A 616-nucleotide genomic window follows, 5' to 3' on the forward strand; every position below is an offset into this window, starting at 1 on the left:
GTCTCGGTGCCCAGCCGCGGCGGTGTGAAGGTGGCGAGCGCGCCGCCCGTGGCGGCGTCGCGGATCGTCGCGGTGGGCTCGATGCCCTGGAAGCTCTGTCCGGCGGCGTCCGGGCTCGCGGTGACGACGATCTTCTCGATCCCCGGCGGCAGTGCGGTGGTGTCGACGACGATCGCGTCCGGCGCCGCGCCTCCGCCCGAGCGGTAGGTCACGCCCGGGCCCGCGGGCTGGTTGTAGAAGATGAAGTCGTCGTCCGAGCGCACCTTGCCGTCGGCGGTGAGCAGCAGGCCCGATACGTCGAGCCGCACGGGAGCGGCGACGTCCACCGCCACATGGGTGGTGGGAAGGGGGATGTTCGAGCCGGGGGTCATAGCTGTCATGCCTGACGTAACGAACGACCCCGCTTTACCGTTCCCTTACCTACGCCATTCGCGTGCCGTCCGCGTCAGTGCGGCCAGCGCGGCGGGTCGGTGACGAACCGACCGCCCAGATACGCGTGGTCCGGATTGGCCGGATCGAGCGGTCCCTGGTCCGCGAGGAGTTTCTCCGCGAACCGCTCCGAGTCGTCCCGGGGCTCGTATCCCAGCGCCCGCGCGCTCGTCAGGTCCCACCACAG

General features: G+C 70.9%; 1 protein-coding gene and 1 pseudogene. Both read right to left on the reverse strand.

Annotated features, from left to right (window positions below; genetic code table 11):
• Positions 1–380: TerD family protein (locus BFF77_RS30280; RefSeq protein WP_141698569.1), on the reverse strand; the 380-nt coding region annotated here is incomplete at its 3' end.
• 65 nt (positions 381–445) lie between these two features.
• Positions 446–616, reverse strand: a pseudogene (locus BFF77_RS37310) (NAD-dependent epimerase/dehydratase family protein); the annotation flags it as partial.

The organism is Streptomyces lushanensis (assembly GCF_001700515.1).
Classification (GTDB): domain Bacteria; phylum Actinomycetota; class Actinomycetes; order Streptomycetales; family Streptomycetaceae; genus Streptomyces; species Streptomyces lushanensis.